Origin of the sequence: Nostoc paludosum FACHB-159 (assembly GCF_014698835.1) — a bacterium.
Classification (GTDB): domain Bacteria; phylum Cyanobacteriota; class Cyanobacteriia; order Cyanobacteriales; family Nostocaceae; genus Nostoc; species Nostoc paludosum.
The window spans coordinates 1-16,332 of record NZ_JACJTU010000028.1 but is presented as its reverse complement, the minus strand read 5'-3'; the positions used below and the strand labels follow the sequence as shown (position 1 = coordinate 16,332).

Sequence of the window (16,332 nt, the reverse complement as noted above, 5' to 3'; positions counted from 1 at the left end):
GGGTTTTTACGAACAATTAATGTTCTAGCTTAGCTACTAACTGCTATAACTTATAGAGCATTCACTTTGTTGATGCGATCGCGATTATGCGGTTGATTTAGATAGGACATATCAGGGCCATCGGGAATAATTCCACCGGGGTTGAGTGGGAACAAGTTACCGTAGTAGTCGCGTTTTACTGTTTCTACATCGCAGGTGTCAGCAACACCCGGAAGCTGATATAAATCTCTTAGGTAAGCTCCGAGGTTCTCATAGTCTCGAATGCGTCGTCGGTTACACTTAAACAAGCTGTAATAGACGCTATCAAAGCGAAATAAGGTGGTAAATAAACGCACATCTGCAAGCGTGAGATTGTCGCCGCACAGATATCGATTAGTTTGCAATGCAATATCAATCTCATCGAGTGTTGCGAACACTTCATTACAGGCTTGATTATACGCCTCTTGACTTTGGGCAAAGCCGCAGCGATAAACGCCGTTATTTACTGCGTGGTAAATTTTTTCATTCCACCAGTCAATTTTTTCTTTGAGTTCTTGTGGATAAAGATCCAATGTTGAATTGTTGGCAAACTCGTTAAATTGAGAGTTGAGCATGACAATAATTTCTGAACTCTCATTGTTGACGATGGTTTTTGTTTGGCTATCCCACAGAATAGGAACTGTAACGCGTCCGGTGTAACCCGGTTCTGCCTGCTGATAAAATTCAGCTAGTGTACGACAACCTTGTTCTTCTTCGTTGAATATCCAACCGCCTTCGATGGGAGAAGGAGAGACGATACATACTGATATTACAGCTTCGAGTTTTTTGAGCGATCGCACTACCAAAGTTCGGTGCGCCCAAGGACAACCCAACCCCACATAAAGTCTATAGCGTCCGGCTGCTGGTTGGTAAACATTCCCCTCTTCGGTGCCGATGAAGTTGCGAAACTGGCTATTCGGACGAATATATGCTCCCGATTTATTACTAGGAGCCAACTTTGACATCATTATCCGCCAAAGAGTTGTCCAGACAAACATTCCGAGCCAAATAATCAGCTTTGGAGGAAGCGATCGCCCTTTCTTTTTGGGGAGAGTTTTATTATCATCTATTGGGGTTGAGTTGCTCATGGCGACAATCTTGCTTTGAGAGCGATGGAAGTTACCACTTTATCTACCCTTCAATTTTTAGTGGTTAGGTTTCCACTCTTACAACTTACCTTAAGATTGTGACACAAAACGTCAGTCTCTTAGACCATTTCAAACTCTAACTGATGACTCTTGAGAAAATCATGGGTGAAATGATCTACCACATTTGTATCGGCTAGTTCTAAATTATAAAAATCTACAGTTTCATGCTCAAAATATGGCCCAGCGTGCCAAGTTCCTTCATGTAATTTAATAAAACAATTTCCCGGAATGCGGAAAGCAGCAATTTTCTCTAACGCTGGTTCATTCACATGATTATTTGGCGGACAAACTGCAATTAACCAATCTTTTCCTTCCAAAGAACCCAAACATTGAGTACATTGCATGTGGCGAGTAATTTTATGAAACTTCCGCCCCCTTTTATTCAACCGCATAATATAAAATCGCGGAGTTCCATTTTGCAAGTTTAATTGAGCGTCTTCAGTATCATAAGCTTTGCCATCTTGACTTGCAAAAATAACCTGGCCATAGGGCGAAAAGTTTTCTGGCGTTATCCATTGCGCCTGCAATTGTTGTACTGTTTGTGAACTGCTCATATCAAATTTTTTTTAAATAGATTATTAATAAAAATTCAGAATTCAGAATGGGGTATGCTCCACTTTGCTAACAGAATTGGTCAATTAATAAAGCTTGCATACGCAAGTTTGATAATTTGAACAAAATCAAGGACGCATACAAACATTATTGATTTTTCAACCATTCTGAGTTCTGAGTTCTGAGTTCTGAATTTTGCCCGAAAAACAATATTAGCTAGCTAGATAACTACGTACTTGTTCTTTTTGGCGTCTGAGAAGACTTAGAGCTTTTTGCTCTATTTGACGCACTCGTTCTCGGCTAATGCCCATGCGATCGCCAATTTGTGCTAAAGAAAGTTCATGTCCATCTGTCAGGCCAAAACGCAAGGTTAAAATTTCTCTCTGCTGAGGAGATAACTTTGACAATAAGTTTTGTAAATCTTGGTGCAAGGACTCTTCAGCGGCGTAGTCTTCGGGAGAAAGTCCGTCATCTTGCAATATGTCTTGCAATTCTGTATCCTGTTGTTCCCCAACTCGTGCTTCTAGCGAAAATGGCTGACGCGCTAAAAACAAACACTCACGAATTTGGCTAGGTGTTAAAGACAACGCTTCGGCAATTTCAGCAGTACTGGGAACGCGACCTAATTGTTGAGATAATTCTCGCTGTACCCGCTTAATTTTATTCAGTTTTTCAAATATGTGAATTGGTAGTCTAATTGTACGTCCTTGTTGAGCGATCGCTCGCGTGATTCCTTGACGAATCCACCAGTAAGCATAGGTTGAAAACTTATAACCAAGAGCAGGATCGAATTTATCTACACCTCGTTCTAAACCCAAAGTTCCTTCTTGGATTAAATCCATAAATTCTAAGTTGCGGTGCTGATATTTTTTCGCCACAGCTACCACTAACCTGAGGTTAGCTTGAATCATTTTCTGCTTGGCTTGCTGTCCTTGATTTAGCTGTTGCTGCAACTCCTCAACACTCAAGTTCATTTCCTCTGCCCATTCTTGCAGTGTGGGTTGATGATTTAGTTTCACAGCCAATTCTTCTTTAGCCGCTAATAAATTCATCATCTGCTGCACTTGCTGGGCAAAAATAACCTCTTGCTCACGAGTCAACAAATCTACACGCCCGATCTCTTGCAGATAAATACGCACAATATCATCTGTAGTTCGAGCTTTTTTATCTGCAACTAAACTTTTTTTCTGCGTTTTTTGAACTTCGGTTTGTGGAGATGTTAAGTTGCTCATGTTTATTCACTCCTATGTAACCTTATGAATTTATTGGTATCAAGTCTAGATACCCAGACCCATAGCCCTTTTACACCGTTAATCTACCCATTGCCTAGACTAATGAATTTCCGTCTTTGATAAATTAAAAGTCAATTATTCAAAATAATCAACTCTAAATCAACTGTAGCCTAATAGTACCATCTTCAATACTGACAAATCAATTACCAAAGGTATTATTTAGCATATATTTTCAAACAGTCACATTCTGCGATCGCTGCCTTTTGCATCTAGTCAAGTTTATTAAATACAAAATCAACATTTTTGCCTCTAACTTATGACGAAATTATTTCATTAAATAGTAAATAATTTACTTAGACATAATTAACCTTGAGATAGAATCCTAGCTTATGGTGTCCAGTTTACTACTAATTAAGGACTAGAATACAAACTTGAAAGCTAACTAAAAACATTAACTTAGTTTCATATTCGATTGATTAAAAAATAAACTTGGCAACATATTGTCTCTATTCGAGATGAATTTAAAAGTATGCAAGGTGTTTTGAGAGTAATTTTTTGTTGAAAAATCAACATTTTTTCTTGTAAAGGTGCTTAGCGCTAAATCAGACAACAGTGACATAACCCCAACTTAAAAGAGATTTGAGACGCTAAACAAACACGCGGATAACTCTGGCGATCGCATTTGTGCCAGATTGCACGCAGATATATGCATCAACGGTGGTATTATCGGTGTAATGGTTAGTGACGACATTCTTGAGACTAAAAGTAGTAACAGTGGTCACATTAACACCAAGGATAATAGTTGGCAAGACAGCAACACCCGCGATCGGCATTAAGATTCTCTGAAAGTAATAGGCAATGGGCAATAGGCAATAGGCAATAGTAAAAAAGACAGGTCAACGTGTACTGAGTTTTTTCACGAAATCAAATACTAGTCCTGTAGATGATGATGCGGAGACTATTGCCCAATACAGTTCAGTTAAGGATTTTTTGGAGAACCATAGACCTGTAGAGACTAGCAATTGCAACGTCTCTACATTGTTCGCAGGATAAAGGTTAGAACTTACGCACTGAAGCCTGAAACGTAGATCCCCCCTAGCCCCCCTTAAAAAGGGGGGAACTTCTAAAGCCCCCTTTTTAAGGGGGTTGGGGGATCTGAGTGCGTAAGTCCTAAAGGTTTTAGTCTTATCTGAAACGTATTCGCCCATTGCTCATTGCCTAATTACCTTGTCCTCAACAACTGCACAAACGTATTACTCACCGTATTGTCTTTGGTATCTGCGGCGTATTGAATTAACTTTTCCCGCAGTTCTTTGGCTGCATCTAATGGGAGTAAGGTTGCTAGCAGGAAGTAAACGCCACGAAATCGGGGGTCACCCATTCTATCAACTAATAGTCCTTCGGCGGCATCGCTGTCGCCGAGAAAGTTTTGCACCAGGAAGAAGTCCATGATTTTATCGTGGCGGAAGTACCATTCTTTTTTGGCTTCGCCTTTTTCATCTTGCCACTGACGGCTGACTACCATTTTGTATTTCTCGTCTGATAAAGACATGACGACTTGGTGAAATTCATCGGCGGGTAAGGCTTGTTTGTCTTGGACTCGCATTTCGTAGACGGCGGCTGAGAATTTCTTTAAGGGAAATTCTTGATTCCATTCTTTGAGGTATTCTGCCGCCATTAAGTTGTATTGCTGTTCTTGCAGGCGAAACAAGTTTGGGTGTTTGCCTTGTGATAGCATGAGCGCGACCACTGTTAAATCCATTGGGTTGGATAGAATGCGGCGGACAGCATCTAACTCTTCTTGGGCTTGTTGCTGTTTGAGGACTTCTGTTAAATAATTAGCGCAGGCTTTTTCGTAATCAATACCTTGAATTTTGGCATCTTTGGGCAGTCGTGGCTGACGGGAGATCAAAAACTCTTGAATTTGTTGTTGTTCGAGGGGCTGCAATTTATATGTTTTGGCTGTTGAGGGGGGTGTCCACTCTAGGGGCTGGGTTGTCATGATAATGTTGCCCCGGAAATAGCTTTCGACAAACTGGCAGATTTTGGCGCGGGTTTCGGCGGTGACTTCGTTGAGTCCGTCGATGCAGATATCTATGGCGCCACTGTATATGAGGTTTTTCAGGAAGTCGGCGTCTTGGGCTTGGCCGTGTAGCTTGTCTTGGATGGCTTCAATTACGCCTTTATGACATTTTTGGGCGGGGAGATAAACGACTATGCGCTGGGAGTTTTTCAACAAATGGCGGAGAAACATCGACTTGCCTAAGCCGGAATCTCCTTCTAAGATAATTTGTCCTTGAATGCTGGGGAGGGCTGCGGTAATTGGCAGGATGTCTCCTGAAGTGGGGACTTTGACTTTTGATTCTGGGAAGTATGATTGGTCATGAAAATTATCTAACCCGGCATCGGCTAATAGGGAAGGTTTGAAGGGTTCAAATAATTTGCGGCGGAAGGGCGGAAACCAGGTGAGGAGAAAGCCGACGTAGCCGACGCCTAAGATTCGGCGTACCCACGGGTTCCAGAAGAAGATGGCTTGGACTTGGGGGAATTGGGGGTAGGCAAAGATGAGGGCTAGCCAAAAGACAATGTGAGCGATGATAGTGTTTCTGGCTTTGAAGAACCACTGCCAACCCTCAAGGTTACTTATCTGTGACTGCACTGCATAAGCTTTAGTAGGGTAGGAGGTTTTGAGGTTGTTGTAGTGGGATTGTAGCAAACCAATATCTTGCCATTTCCAATGAACTTTTTTGTTCTCGGCAACTATCGAAATCTGTTCTGCTAAATCTTCTCTTAATCTATCCAGGTCTTTACTAGGTTCCCAGGCTTTGAGAAAAACCTCCAGCGTTTTTTTGCCTTCATCGTGGGTAAGTTGCTCAGGAATTGCTTTTCTTTCAGGTCTGCCCAGCCATGTCAGTAGGGTTTTTATTTCATCTGTGCCGCCACTCAGGAAGTAAGACCAAAACCGCCAAAATTCAAAGTTTCCTCTATCTCGCCCAAATATTCCCTGGTTTGGCTCATAGACATAATTCAAAACTATAACAACTTCTTCCAACTTGAGTTGTTTTATCTTCCCTAATGCCACTGCCGCACCTGAACGAACCTCGGCGTCCACCTTTTCATCCTTAAGGATATTGAGGATGTCAGGGACATACTTGGCTGCGGCGTCTCCCAAGCTGCCCAATGCCACTGCCGCACTTCCACGAACGCTGGCGTCCACCTTTTCATCCTTGAGGAAATTGAGGATGTCAGGGACATACTTGGTTGCGGCATCTCCCAAGTTGCCCAATGCCTCTGCCGCACTTGAACGAACGTCGGCGTCCACCTTTTCATCCTTGAGGAAATTGAGGATGTCAGGGACAGACTTGGCTGCGGCGTCTCCCAAATTGCCCAATGCCACTGCCGCACCTGAACGAACGGAGGCGGGAACCTTTTCATCCTTGAGGATTTTGGCGATGTCAGGGACATAGTTGGCTGCGGCGTCTCCCAAGTTGCCTAATGCCTTTGCCGCACTTGACCGAAGGGAGGGGTGAACTTTTTCATCCTTGAGGATATTGGCGATGTCAGGGACATAGTTGGCTGCGGCGTCTCCCAAGTTGCCCAATGCCTTTGCCGCAATTGACCGAACGTAGGCGTCCACCTTTTGATCCTTGAGGAAATTGAGGATGTCAGGGACATACTTGGTTGCGGCATCTCCCAAGTTGCCTAATGCCACTGCCGCACTTGAACGAACGAAGGGGTCCACCTTTTGATCCTTAAGGATATTGGCGATGTCAGGGACATACTTGGTTGCGGCATCTCCCAAGTTGCCTAATGCCACTGCCGCACTTGAACGAGCGTTGGCGTCCACCTTTTGATCCTTGAGGAAATTGAGGATGTCAGGGACATACTTGGTTGCGGCATCTCCCAAGTTGCCCAATGCCTCTGCCGCACTTGAACGAACGTCGGCGTCCACCTTTTCATCCTTGAGGAAATTGAGGATGTCAGGGACAGACTTGGCTGCGGCGTCTCCCAAATTGCCCAATGCCACTGCCGCACCTGAACGAACGGAGGCGGGAACCTTTTCATCCTTGAGGATTTTGGCGATGTCAGGGACATAGTTGGCTGCGGCGTCTCCCAAGTTTAATGCCTTTGCCGCACTTGACCGAACGAAGGGGTTCACCTTTTGATCCTTGAGGAAATTGAGGATGTCAGGGGCATACTTGGCTGCGGCGTCTCCCAAGTTGCCCAATGCCTCTGCCGGACCTTCAAAACGAACGCTGGCGTCCACCTTTTCATCCTTGAGGAAATTGAGGATGTCAGGGACATAGTTGGCTGCGGCGTCTCCCAAATTGCCCAATGCCACTGCCGCACCTGAACGAACGGAGGCGGGAACCTTTTCATCCTTGAGGATTTTGGCGATGTCAGGGACATAGTTGGCTGCGGCGTCTCCCAAGTTGCCCAATGCTACTGCCGCATCTGAACGAACGTAGGCGTTCACCTTTTCATCCTTGAGGATTTTGGCGATGTCAGGGACATAGTTGGCTGCGGCGTCTCCCAAGTTGCCTAATGCCTTTGCCGCATCTGAACGAACGTAGGCGTTCACCTTTTCATCCTTGAGGATTTTGGCAGCTTTATCAGCAATATCCTCTGGTTTCTTGACCACGGATTTTAAATCTTTCAGATCATATTCAACTAATTTATACAGAGCATATTGCTTAACTTGGTCGTGTCCGTCATCAAGGGCGGCTGATATACCGTTAATCTGCCAATCTTGGGGTTTGGGTTTGGGGGTTTCTTTGGCGTTTACCCAAGGTAGAGAGAGGAAGAGAGTTAGGAGTAGGGTGAAACAGAAAAGGAAAAAGAGGGAGAGCTTGCTGGTGCTGCGGGGTATGGTGAGCATAATTTGGGGCAAGGTGGCAGATTAGGCGCGGTTATGGGTATAATACCAAGCCTAGAATTGCTCATTCCTGATTGAGAATCTTTAGTATTCGCTCACGAGTATTAAAGGCTCATTAACGAAGCTCTGAGGTTCAGCGACGAATCTTTGATATTCAGCGGCGAAGCTTTGATATTCAGCAACTAATCTTTGATATTCGGCGACGAAGCTTTGATATTCAGTGATGAATCTTTGATATTCAGCAACTAATCTTTGATATTCGGCAACGAAGCTTTGATATTCAGTGATGAATCTTTGATATTCAGCAACTAATCTTTGATATTCAGTGATGAATCTTTGATATTCAGCGACGAAGCTTTGAGGTTCATTGACCAAAAGATACATCTCGTTTTGCAAATTAGGAGACTCTCAATACGATTCGGTTAAGGGGATATTTGAAAAGTCCTCTCCTCGGTAGCAAAACGTTTTAGATCCCCCTAAATCCCCCTTAAGAAGGGGGACTTTGACTTTGATTTAAGAAGGAGGACTTTGACTTTGATTTAAGAAGGAGGACTTTGACTTTGATTTAAGAAGGGGGACTTTGACTTTGATTTAAGAAGGGGGACTTTGACTTTGATTTAAGAAGGAGGACTTTGACTTTGATTCCGGTTCCCCCCTTTTTTAAGGGGGGTTAGGGGGGATCAGACGCTGTATCTGCTCACAGACACTATCAAAGTGATTTAAAACTTGACTATTTGTAAACCTAATAATCTTTAAACCATAGCCTTCCAAAATGTTTGTTCTCTCCAGATCGTAATCTTGACCTTCATCTGTAAAATGGCTATCTCCATCAACTTCAATGACTGTTTTTAAAGTAGGACAGTAGAAATCAACTATGAAATGATTAATCGGTCTTTGCCTTAAAACCCGATATTGAAAATTTCTCAAATATTCATACCACAGCTTTTTTTCTGCTGGGGTCATATTTTTACGAAGTTCTTTCGCTCTTTCTACAAGCTTTGGATTGTAAGGTAAATGGTGATTGCTGCTATTGAGTTTGTTTGTCATAGTTTCTAGTGTTTATACTCCTTACCCAATACTGCTCGGTTAAGGTGCATAGTCATTCGAGATCCCCCCTAACCCCCCTTGAAAAGGGGGGAAAACTTCTCAAAGTCCCCCTTTTTAAGGGGGATTTAGGGGGATCTCAAAGTATTTGCTACATCACTAAAGGCTTTTAAAAAATCCTTTAAGAATTGACAGCAGCTTTAGCAGGTTTACTTTTGATAGCTTTAAAGCGATCGCCTAATTGTTCTGCAATACTTTTTAAACCTGGAGTTTTCTTAGCGGCTGTCTTGACGTAATCATAAACTGTCAAGCTGCTGCCCATTGCTTCGCTACCGACTGCCATTAGAGTATCATCTACTTGTTCTGTCAGTTGTCGCAGTCCAATCAACAGTTCGGTAAGCGTCGCTGCTAGTTGATAATCCCGGACAAATTCATCTAAATCAAAGCTAGCTGGGAGAATTTCTTTGTTAGTCTGGGCAGCAATCAGGCTAGTGTTGACAAAGGCTAGTCTTTTATCGCCCATTTTAAATAACTTGCGTCGTTCTTCGACACTTAGAGTAACGAGAAAAGGCATCTTTGCTTGGATAGTCGCAAAGGCAGCTTTAATTTCTTGGATATCTTCTGGGGAAAGGGAGGCGGTAATGTTTTGGTATGCCATCGGATCTTTACCGTGGTAATTTTTGTTATGATTCCCACGGAAAAATGCGATCGCACAAATTTGGGTATGGGGAGATGAGGAATTAAATATCTTCGTCCTCGTCATCATCGTATATTCCTGCCCGACTTAAAGCATACTCTGATAGCAGAGGCGTATCTCGCCTATGGCTGTCTGCCCATTCCCGAAAAGCTGTTATCCACTCAAGAGCCGTTGCAGTTTTGTAAAATGGTTGCTCCTGTTTTGCTTTCATCAATTGCTCAAGCAATGCATCAAAATGTGGCTTAACCACTTCAACAGGAAGTTGAGTTACATTTGCTAACACCTGCACAACGCTTTCTAACTGTTCTGTGTCAGCCTCTGGGAGTAATGGTAGTGTTTGATTGTTATTGTTTCCCAGGCTATTAGCTTCCATAAATAATACTCAAATGAGTTCCTAGTTTAATTATTATTGCGATCACACAGTCTTGAGGAATGGGGAGATGGGGAGATGGGGAGACGCAAGAACGCGGGGACGCGGAGAAAAATACATGCCCAATGCCCAATGCCCAATGCCCAATGCCCAATGCCCAATGCCCTATGCCCAATTTCTGTGACAATGGTTTAAAGTAAGCCGGAATACAGTATCCAAGCTACTCATGAGCCATTCTCAAAACAGTCCTTTGTCAAGCAAAGCCGCTCCATTTTCTTTTGATTGGTTGTATGCTTTCTGGAAATTCTCTCGCCCGCACACGATTATCGGGACGAGTCTTAGTGTGTTGGGTTTGTTTTTAATTGCCGTTGCGGTTGGTGGAGACGCGATGAATCATGGAGACGCGATGAATCGCGTCTCTACAAGTTCGGTGCTACCTTTGTTGGGGGCATGGGTTTCTTGTTTGTGTGGCAATGTCTACATTGTGGGGCTGAATCAATTAGAAGATGTTGAAATTGACAAGATTAATAAGCCTCATCTACCCTTAGCTTCTGGGGAATTTTCCCGGAAAACTGGGCAATTAATTGTAGGAATTACTGGAATTTTGGCGCTAGTTGTGGCGTGGCTAACTGGGCCATTTTTGTTTGGGATGGTGGCAATTAGTTTGGCTATTGGCACTGCTTATTCTTTACCGCCAATTCGTTTGAAGCAGTTTCCTGTTTGGGCGGCGCTGTGCATTTTTTCGGTGCGCGGTAGCATTGTGAATTTGGGATTGTATCTGCATTACAGTTGGGCATTCCACCAAAGCCAAGCAATTGTACCTGCGGTGTGGGCGTTGACGTTATTTATTTTGGTGTTTACATTTGCGATCGCCATTTTTAAAGATATACCCGATATGGAAGGCGATCGCCTCTACAATATCTCTACTTTCACTATCCAACTCGGCGCCAAAGCTGTGTTTAATCTCGCCCTTTGGACGATAACTGTTTGCTATTTGGGCATAATTTTAGTTGCTGTGCTAGGCGTCGCCTCGGTTAACCCCATATTTGTAGTAATTACTCATTTAGGGTTGCTCCTTTGGATGTGGTTGCGGAGTTTGAAGGTAGACTTAGAAGATAAAACTGCGATCGCTCAGTTTTATCAATTTATCTGGAAACTCTTTTTTATCGAATATTTGATTTTTCCTATCGCCTGTCTTTTGGCTTAGACAATGTTAGAAACCTTGCCAATTAATTCTATTATCGCCGGAACCATAGTTACTTTCAGTCTGGTAATCCTTGGATATTTCGCTTGGAAGACTTTGATTACTTCAGATTTATTTCAAAAAGGTATCAATCTTGCTCAAGCAGAAGATTATGAAGGTGCAGAAGCAGCTTTTCGCAAAGTTATCTCTCTCAATTCTACTAATGATGTGGTGCGCTTATTTCTCGGAGATGTTTTAAATCGGCAAAACCGAGTAGAAGAAGCAAAAGAATTATTTTGCGAAGTGATTAGCCGTAGCCCGAAAAATCCCGATGCTTACTTGCGTTTAGCAAATGTTTTAATGCAACAAGATAAACGAGAAGAAGCGAAAAATAATCTGCAACAAGCCAAAGAATTATTACAAAAACAACGTCAACCGGAAAAAGCTGCAAAAATCGCTAAATTATTGGAGAAAATGAATGCCAAAATTAGGAATGGGGAATGAATAATCATATTAAAAATAGTTTGCATATAAATAAAATAGGTAGACTAATAACAATGGTGAAAATAAATAATCTCCTGGCTAAAGCTATTGTCTGTTGGTGTTTGAGCATTGCTATCCCTGCTTTTGGTAAAGAAATTAGCACTGTTTTAGCAACAGTTAAAAACTCTCCTCAAGCCATAGTTCCTCAGAATAAAAAGGCAATGGCTAACTTTGAACAAGGAGCCAATCTCTACAAACAAGGAGATTTAAAAGGAGCAGAGGCGGCTTTTCGCAAAGCAATTCAACTAGAACCAAAATTTGTGGAAGCTTATGTGGCTTTAGGAAATACTCTCGACGATGGAGGTAAGCCACAAGAAGCGATCGCACAATATCAAAAAGCCATCAGCATCGATCCTAAATTTGCCAAAGCTCATTTTTTCTTAGGAAATGCTCTCTACGTTCAAGGAAAATTTCCAGAAGCAATTACTGAATACAAACAAGCTATTAGCGTCGATCCCAAACATGCAGAAGCTCACTATTACTTAGGGAACGCCTTCTATGCTCAAGGAAAGCCAGCAGAAGCAGTGGCAGAGTATACAACGGCGATTCGTCTCAATCCCAAAAATGCCGCCAGTTATAATGCCTTGGGAAATGTTTTGTACGCCGAAGGCAAACTAGAAGAAGCCATCGCCCAGTACCAACAAGCCATTAGCGTCGATTCCCAAGATGGAGACGCTCACTATAATTTAGCAAGTGCTTTTTACGCTCAAGGTAAGCTCGACGAAGCAATAGCCGACTACACCCAAGCAATTCGCCTCGATCCCAAACACGCACAAGCTTACACCGGTTTAGCAAACGCTATGGATGATCGAGGTAAGCCCCAAGAAGCGATCGCACATTATAAAAAAGCCATCAGCATTTTACCCGACTATGCATACGCTTACTATAATCTGGCAATTACTCTGGGAAGAGAACAACAAACACAAGAAGCGATCGTCAACTTCAAAAAAGCCAGAGAATTATTCCAAGCTGAGGAAAACAACGAGATGGTTGAGCAAATCGATCGATTAATTGAAAAATTAAAGGGGAGTGGGGAGTAGGGCATGGGGCATGGGGCATGGGGCATAGGAAGATGAGGAGATGCGGAGAATAACTAATGCCCAATAATTAATGACTAATGACAAATAACAAAGGCAAAGTCTATCTCGTAGGTGCTGGGCCTGGAGATGTAGCGTACCTGACGGTAAAAGCTTACAATCTCTTGGCTGCTGCTGAGGTGCTAGTCTACGATGCTTTGGTAGATGCTCAATTATTACAATGCGTACCACTTGATTGCTTGAAAATAGATGTTGGCAAACGGGGTGGTAAACCTAGTACCAGTCAAGCAGAAATTAATAAGTTACTCGTAAATTACTGCCAAGAAGGGAAACAAGTTATACGGCTCAAATCAGGCGATCCTTTGATTTTTGGGCGTTGTACTTCCGAAATTGAAGCATTGAAAGCATCTGGTTGTGATTTTGAACTAGTACCAGGAATTTCCTCAGCCCTTGCAGCACCGTTATTGGCAGGAATTCCCCTTACAGATCCGGTTTTAAGTCGCACTTTTGTAGTATTTACAGCCCACGAAGTAGAGGCTTTAGACTGGGAGGCGCTATCGCGGTTAGAAACACTGGTAATTTTGATGGGAGGGCAACAGATACGGGAAATTGTAAATCAACTGTTGCGATATGGGCGATCGCATTTGACACCCATAGCCATCATCCGCTGGGCAGGGACACCAGAGCAACAAATTTGGACAGCACAACTGGGGAATATTTGCGAACAAATCACCGGATTATCTCTTTCCCCAGCCGTAATTGTGATTGGCGAAGTTGTTGGGCTACGGAAGTACTTGCAACCTGAGAATATATATAGAGAAAGGCACGCCAGTATTCCCACAGCTCAACCTATGTCAACTAACCTCCCCCCTTTTCCTTCATCCCCCTCATCTCCCCTTGCTGGCAAAACAATCTTGGTGACACGTTCAGTCGGACAATCAAATCAATTTAGCAATCGTCTCATGGCTTTAGGTGCAACCGTTATCGAAATGCCTACCTTAGAAATTTGCCCACCTTCGAGTTGGGAAAATTTAGATAATGCGATCGCTAATATATCTAGCTTCGATTGGTTAATTCTTACTTCTACCAATGGTGTAGACTACTTTTTTGCCAGACTAATCGCCCAAGGTAAAGATAGCCGTGCTTTGGCTGGCGTCAAAATTGCCGTTGTTGGCGAAAAAACAGCCCAATGTCTTAAGCAATATTCTTTGCAACCAGATTTTATTCCTTCTAACTTCGTCGCTGATTCTTTAGTGGAAAATTTTCCAGAAGAATTATCTGGTAAAAAGATTTTATTTCCCAGAGTTGAAAGCGGCGGCAGAGAAATTTTGGTTAAAGAATTAACTACTAAAGGTGCAGAAATAATAGAAGTTGCAGCATATCAATCTTGTTGTCCCAGCAGTATCCCACCTGCGGCACAATTAGCTTTGCAAAACCGCAAGGTAGATGTAATTACCTTTGCCAGTTCTAAAACTGTACAATTTTTCTGCCAACTTACTAACAACATATTTCCGAATAAGTCTCATACTAGTCAATTGTTAGATGGTGTTTGTATTGCCTCCATCGGCCCTCAAACTTCCCAAACCTGCCATTCCTTATTCGGACGTGTAGATGTCGAAGCCCAAGAATACACTTTAGATGGTTTAACCGAAGCGTTGATAAAGTGGGGAGTAGGGACTGGTGACTGGTGACTGGGGACTGGGGAGATGGGGGAGTGTGGGGAGATGGGGGAGTGTGGGGAGATGGGGGAGTGTAGGGAGAAAGAGAATTTATGCCCCCGTCTCTTCCCACCCCTCCCACACCTCCGTCACCTCCCACACCTCCCCATGCCCCATGCCCCATGCCCAATGCCCAATGACTAATGACAATGACAAAACGCATAATCGGCTTAACTGGAGGTATTGCCACAGGCAAAACCACCGTCACCAATTATTTAGCTAGCAGTTATAAGCTGCCGATTTTGGATGCAGATATTTATGCTAGGGAAGCAGTGTCAGTGGGTTCGCCTATTCTTGGTGCGATCGCCCAACGTTACGGGCAACAAATTTTACTAGCAGATGGCAACCTCAACCGCCAAAAGCTAGGCGAAATTATTTTTAATCGCCAAGATGAACGTAACTGGATAGAGAGTTTGATTCATCCTTATGTGCGCGATCGCTTTCTTGAAGCAATTACCCAATCCTCTTCACCAATACTGGTGTTAGTAGTGCCTCTGTTATTTGAGGCTGGGATGACTGATTTGGTTACAGAAATTTGGGTAGTACATTGTTCTCAAGAACAACAACTACAGAGATTGATGCAACGAAACCAATTGAATCAAGAACAAGCACAAGTCCGGATTAATAGTCAACTATCTATCGCAGAAAAACTCGCCCGTGCAAATATAGTTTTAGATAACTCTTCCAGCCTAGAAGTATTACTAAAACAGGTAGATATAGCCCTCAAACTCCCAAGTGTAAACTAAAATATATTTATTTTCAAAAAGACATATATACTAAATTTCGCAGACATAAAATTTTAGTGAATAAATCTTAACAAATTCCGTGAAAAATCTCTAAATTTAGCCAATCTTATTGAATAATTCGGTGATTTTACAGTTGAGGCTGCGGTTAATACTGCTGTAGATTTAAATTGTTAATCAACAGTTAGCCGCTATTATCTCTGGTGTTGTACTAGATGCTCAAGCTCGAAGAAAATCAAGTAATCAATAAATACGATATTCAAAAAATTTTCTTGGCTAAATATATATCCTAATTAGTAGTGACAGAGAATGACTTTTCAACATAAGATAGAGTTTGCGAAAAGTTCAACATTCATAAGTCTTAGGCATTAATTATTAAATTTTTTTAAGAAATATTTTTAACTTAATTTTTTAATACAAACTATATGAATTTAAGTTTTAGTTTCTTCAATAAGTTAGGACTGCTAACCTCTCCGCTAAAAGAATTAAAACACCACAATAAAACACATGATTATAGCCAAAAAATCTGTGGAAGTGACTATGTATTTGAGCGAGTCAATGAAGGAAGAATCGGCTACATGACTGGAGTAGGTAACGGTGTTAAAGCTAGCGATCGCATCATTTTACGACAAGGCAGTGAATCTTATCAATATCAAATTGAGGAGATTGATTACTACTCCTATCCGTCTGATATGTGGATAGCTTTACTCAAGCAAGTACTTTAATAGACTTCTTGCAGAAGTCGGGGAAAGGGGAAAGGGAAAGGGGGAAAGGTTTGGTATTTTCCTTTTCCCTTTAACATGTATCCCTTTTCCCACAAGAGTGCAAAAAACACTTTTGCAAGAGACTCCATGAACAAAATTCACAACGAAGGAATGAAAATATTTCTTTCCTAGTCACCAGTCCCCAGTCCCTATTTTCAAGGCAGGTCTAATATCAACAATTAAAGGTGCGTTAGCCTACGGGATAACACACCTTACAAAATTCCATCGTTTATCAAATAACAATATTCGCGTTAGTGGTTTGGATTCTTGTTCATATTTCTCCACCAACCACTACATCTCCATCGGTGATAGGTTAAGATAAAGCGCATTTTGTCAATCAGTTAAAATACTCAAAATAAATTAGATGGTAATGATAATCGTGCGGGTGGGAGGGGAAGGAGGCGAGC

Annotated in this window: 16 protein-coding genes; 7 read left to right on the top strand and 9 right to left on the bottom strand. The window is 42.4% G+C overall.

The window, feature by feature from the left end; genetic code table 11:
* Positions 1 to 50 precede the first annotated feature (50 nt).
* From H6H03_RS25080 to H6H03_RS25040, 9 genes are all read right to left on the bottom strand, one after another.
* On the bottom strand, positions 51 to 1,106 hold the full coding sequence (locus tag H6H03_RS25080; RefSeq protein WP_190957775.1) for a glutathione S-transferase family protein: 1,056 nt from the start codon (positions 1,104 to 1,106) through the stop codon (positions 51 to 53).
* A gap of 119 nt (positions 1,107 to 1,225) precedes the next feature.
* Positions 1,226 to 1,720: an ureidoglycolate lyase gene (locus tag H6H03_RS25075; RefSeq protein WP_190957774.1), complete on the bottom strand. Its 495-nt coding sequence runs from the start codon at positions 1,718 to 1,720 to the stop codon at positions 1,226 to 1,228.
* Between the two features lie 210 nt (positions 1,721 to 1,930).
* The gene (locus tag H6H03_RS25070) at positions 1,931 to 2,950 is read right to left on the bottom strand and encodes an RpoD/SigA family RNA polymerase sigma factor (protein ID WP_190957773.1); all 1,020 of its coding nucleotides are present in this window, start codon (positions 2,948 to 2,950) and stop codon (positions 1,931 to 1,933) included.
* Positions 2,951 to 3,597: 647 nt separating this feature from the next.
* Positions 3,598 to 3,783, bottom strand: a complete 186-nt coding sequence (locus tag H6H03_RS25065; protein WP_190957772.1) for a DUF3172 domain-containing protein — start codon at positions 3,781 to 3,783, stop codon at positions 3,598 to 3,600.
* Between the two features lie 389 nt (positions 3,784 to 4,172).
* Positions 4,173 to 7,829 (bottom strand): HEAT repeat domain-containing protein, encoded by a 3,657-nt coding sequence (locus H6H03_RS25060; RefSeq protein WP_190957771.1) that lies wholly within the window; start codon positions 7,827 to 7,829, stop codon positions 4,173 to 4,175.
* Between the two features lie 81 nt (positions 7,830 to 7,910).
* Complete coding sequence (locus H6H03_RS25055) at positions 7,911 to 8,201, bottom strand: hypothetical protein (RefSeq protein WP_242057980.1); 291 nt, start codon at positions 8,199 to 8,201, stop codon at positions 7,911 to 7,913.
* A 285-nt stretch (positions 8,202 to 8,486) separates the two neighbouring features.
* Positions 8,487 to 8,873, bottom strand: a complete 387-nt coding sequence (locus H6H03_RS25050) for an endonuclease domain-containing protein (RefSeq protein WP_190957769.1) — start codon at positions 8,871 to 8,873, stop codon at positions 8,487 to 8,489.
* A 178-nt stretch (positions 8,874 to 9,051) separates the two neighbouring features.
* On the bottom strand, positions 9,052 to 9,528 hold the full coding sequence (locus H6H03_RS25045; RefSeq protein ID WP_190957828.1) for a hypothetical protein: 477 nt from the start codon (positions 9,526 to 9,528) through the stop codon (positions 9,052 to 9,054).
* 82 nt (positions 9,529 to 9,610) lie between these two features.
* Positions 9,611 to 9,940: a hypothetical protein gene (locus tag H6H03_RS25040; protein ID WP_190957768.1), complete on the bottom strand. Its 330-nt coding sequence runs from the start codon at positions 9,938 to 9,940 to the stop codon at positions 9,611 to 9,613.
* 67 nt (positions 9,941 to 10,007) lie between these two features.
* On the opposite strand from H6H03_RS25040, the gene H6H03_RS25035 reads away from it, so the two are divergent.
* The 7 genes from H6H03_RS25035 to H6H03_RS25005 all read left to right on the top strand — a co-directional run bounded on the left by H6H03_RS25035 (position 10,008) and on the right by H6H03_RS25005 (position 15,886).
* Complete coding sequence (locus tag H6H03_RS25035) at positions 10,008 to 10,121, top strand: histidine kinase (RefSeq protein ID WP_190957767.1); 114 nt, start codon at positions 10,008 to 10,010, stop codon at positions 10,119 to 10,121.
* A gap of 42 nt (positions 10,122 to 10,163) precedes the next feature.
* Positions 10,164 to 11,144, top strand: a complete 981-nt coding sequence (locus H6H03_RS25030) for a homogentisate phytyltransferase (protein WP_190957766.1) — start codon at positions 10,164 to 10,166, stop codon at positions 11,142 to 11,144.
* Between the two features lie 3 nt (positions 11,145 to 11,147).
* Positions 11,148 to 11,624, top strand: coding sequence for a tetratricopeptide repeat protein (locus H6H03_RS25025; RefSeq protein WP_190957765.1), 477 nt, complete (start codon positions 11,148 to 11,150; stop codon positions 11,622 to 11,624).
* 53 nt (positions 11,625 to 11,677) lie between these two features.
* Positions 11,678 to 12,703: a tetratricopeptide repeat protein gene (locus H6H03_RS25020; protein ID WP_190957764.1), complete on the top strand. Its 1,026-nt coding sequence runs from the start codon at positions 11,678 to 11,680 to the stop codon at positions 12,701 to 12,703.
* A gap of 77 nt (positions 12,704 to 12,780) precedes the next feature.
* Positions 12,781 to 14,391: a uroporphyrinogen-III C-methyltransferase gene (gene cobA / locus H6H03_RS25015; protein WP_190957763.1), complete on the top strand. Its 1,611-nt coding sequence runs from the start codon at positions 12,781 to 12,783 to the stop codon at positions 14,389 to 14,391.
* A 176-nt stretch (positions 14,392 to 14,567) separates the two neighbouring features.
* Complete coding sequence (gene coaE, locus H6H03_RS25010; RefSeq protein WP_190957762.1) at positions 14,568 to 15,164, top strand: dephospho-CoA kinase; 597 nt, start codon at positions 14,568 to 14,570, stop codon at positions 15,162 to 15,164.
* Between the two features lie 422 nt (positions 15,165 to 15,586).
* Positions 15,587 to 15,886 carry a hypothetical protein gene (locus tag H6H03_RS25005; protein WP_190957761.1) on the top strand — a complete coding sequence of 100 codons (300 nt, stop codon included), beginning with the start codon at positions 15,587 to 15,589 and terminating at the stop codon, positions 15,884 to 15,886.
* The last annotated feature ends 446 nt before the right edge of the window (positions 15,887 to 16,332 follow it).

Excerpts from the sequence above, each read along its gene's own strand:
- H6H03_RS25080 (WP_190957775.1), bottom strand. The coding sequence starts at position 1,106 with ATGAGCAACTCAACCCCAATAGATGATAATAAAACTCTCCCCAAAAAG.
- H6H03_RS25075 (WP_190957774.1), bottom strand. The coding sequence starts at position 1,720 with ATGAGCAGTTCACAAACAGTACAACAATTGCAGGCGCAATGGATAACG.
- H6H03_RS25070 (WP_190957773.1), bottom strand. The coding sequence starts at position 2,950 with ATGAGCAACTTAACATCTCCACAAACCGAAGTTCAAAAAACGCAGAAA.
- H6H03_RS25065 (WP_190957772.1), bottom strand. The coding sequence starts at position 3,783 with ATGCCGATCGCGGGTGTTGCTGTCTTGCCAACTATTATCCTTGGTGTT.
- H6H03_RS25060 (WP_190957771.1), bottom strand. The coding sequence starts at position 7,829 with ATGCTCACCATACCCCGCAGCACCAGCAAGCTCTCCCTCTTTTTCCTT.
- H6H03_RS25050 (WP_190957769.1), bottom strand. The coding sequence starts at position 8,873 with ATGACAAACAAACTCAATAGCAGCAATCACCATTTACCTTACAATCCA.
- H6H03_RS25045 (WP_190957828.1), bottom strand. The coding sequence starts at position 9,528 with ATGGCATACCAAAACATTACCGCCTCCCTTTCCCCAGAAGATATCCAA.
- H6H03_RS25040 (WP_190957768.1), bottom strand. The coding sequence starts at position 9,940 with ATGGAAGCTAATAGCCTGGGAAACAATAACAATCAAACACTACCATTA.
- H6H03_RS25035 (WP_190957767.1), top strand. The coding sequence starts at position 10,008 with ATGGGGAGATGGGGAGACGCAAGAACGCGGGGACGCGGAGAAAAATAC.
- H6H03_RS25030 (WP_190957766.1), top strand. The coding sequence starts at position 10,164 with ATGAGCCATTCTCAAAACAGTCCTTTGTCAAGCAAAGCCGCTCCATTT.
- H6H03_RS25025 (WP_190957765.1), top strand. The coding sequence starts at position 11,148 with ATGTTAGAAACCTTGCCAATTAATTCTATTATCGCCGGAACCATAGTT.
- H6H03_RS25020 (WP_190957764.1), top strand. The coding sequence starts at position 11,678 with ATGGTGAAAATAAATAATCTCCTGGCTAAAGCTATTGTCTGTTGGTGT.
- cobA (WP_190957763.1), top strand. The coding sequence starts at position 12,781 with ATGACAAATAACAAAGGCAAAGTCTATCTCGTAGGTGCTGGGCCTGGA.
- coaE (WP_190957762.1), top strand. The coding sequence starts at position 14,568 with ATGACAAAACGCATAATCGGCTTAACTGGAGGTATTGCCACAGGCAAA.
- H6H03_RS25005 (WP_190957761.1), top strand. The coding sequence starts at position 15,587 with ATGAATTTAAGTTTTAGTTTCTTCAATAAGTTAGGACTGCTAACCTCT.